This window comes from Hyella patelloides LEGE 07179, assembly GCF_900659865.1.
Lineage (GTDB): Bacteria > Cyanobacteriota > Cyanobacteriia > Cyanobacteriales > Xenococcaceae > Hyella > Hyella patelloides.
In genome coordinates this window covers 1-1,282 of record NZ_LR214312.1, presented here as the reverse complement: position 1 = coordinate 1,282, position 1,282 = coordinate 1, and the positions used below count along the sequence as shown (strand labels likewise).

The 1,282-nt window shown below is 40.8% G+C and carries 1 protein-coding gene; it reads right to left on the bottom strand.

Annotation, left to right across the window (positions count from 1 at the left end):
- Window positions 1-1,282, bottom strand: a 1,282-nt coding sequence (locus tag H1P_RS33415) for a DUF4158 domain-containing protein (protein ID WP_144875794.1), incomplete at both ends; no start/stop codon positions are given.

Genomic DNA, 1,282 nt, shown 5'->3' with positions numbered 1-1,282 from the left:
TTTCATAGTTGATGCGATTAATCCGTTCCTGACCCTCGCTATCGGTTTCAATCAGAATTTCTTGCCAACTTTTTTTGAGAACTCCTTCTATGGGTACTTTCTCTGATGAGTCATAATATCTTTGTTTGCTGTTGGCGTATTTTTTGAGTAACTTCAGTGCCTCAATGACTGGCTGATGAATATCATTATTGGAACGAAATTCCAGTAGCGATAGTAATTTGGGCAGAATACGTCGGTAGTGATGGCGGTAAGAAGAGCGAACCACAGTATGTATCTTTTGACGGTAGGCAGTACCTGACGCTTTGAGTTCCTTAACTAAATCTTGGAGAGTAGACTTGCTGACAACTGGATAGATAACTTCCTGAATTTTGCCATCTGGTTGCTCCAAACTAGCATTAGCCATCTGAAACAGAATGCCATGTTTGCCCCTGACTTTTTTAAAATCCCGCATCAGTTGAGTGTTGACTTTTCTCTCTGCCCTTTTGCCAATGCCATGAATCATTTGAATCAGTAAGTCTACCAAGTTATCCGTGACATCAAGAGTGCGTAAATGACAAAAAGCAGCCATCAGAGTATAGCGCGTGGCTTCTGGATGTTGGCGTAGTTCTCGTGGTGGTTCTGTGGCAGCACGGGCTGCATAAGTTTGTAAAACTTTTGACGTAACGGTGGTAGGAAATAAGTTTTTAGGCAGTCCAATCTGACGTAAACCTTGTAATTTGGTAATCTCAGTCAGTAAACTATTGAGACTAGCGCGACCTGGTTCGGAATTAACAAAGTGGAATAAGGATGCTTTAAAGGTTTTTTTCTCTGGGGCGTTATCAGTCTCATCTACTTCGCTGGTAATTAGCAAAGCATCTATTTGACTACGACATTCGGAAGAGAGTTTGTCTAGTGTTTGCTGGAAAAAGCTAGTTTCATAGGTGCGCAAAGCTGACCTAACTAATCGCTCTACTCTATTAGGGGGTGGCGGTTGAATTTTTAAGTCCCAGAATCTTTGGTTAGCTATTTGAAGAAGATATTCTAAATTTACTTCCTGGTTTAAAACATTCTCTATTAACCAATTTATTAACTCTTGAGCATCTTTGACCGTTGCTTTTCTAATGCCCAAAAATTGACGGACTTCAGCACAATGACGCTTATAGCTTCGCCCTTGCCAATCGTATTCCGTTATTAGTTCGACGGAGACTTCTAATTGCCGAGCCAGATAATCGATAACTGCGTCGGGAATCTCCCTAGTAGAATTAGGGAATTTAGTTTCATACTGAAACCATTTCAACAGTAA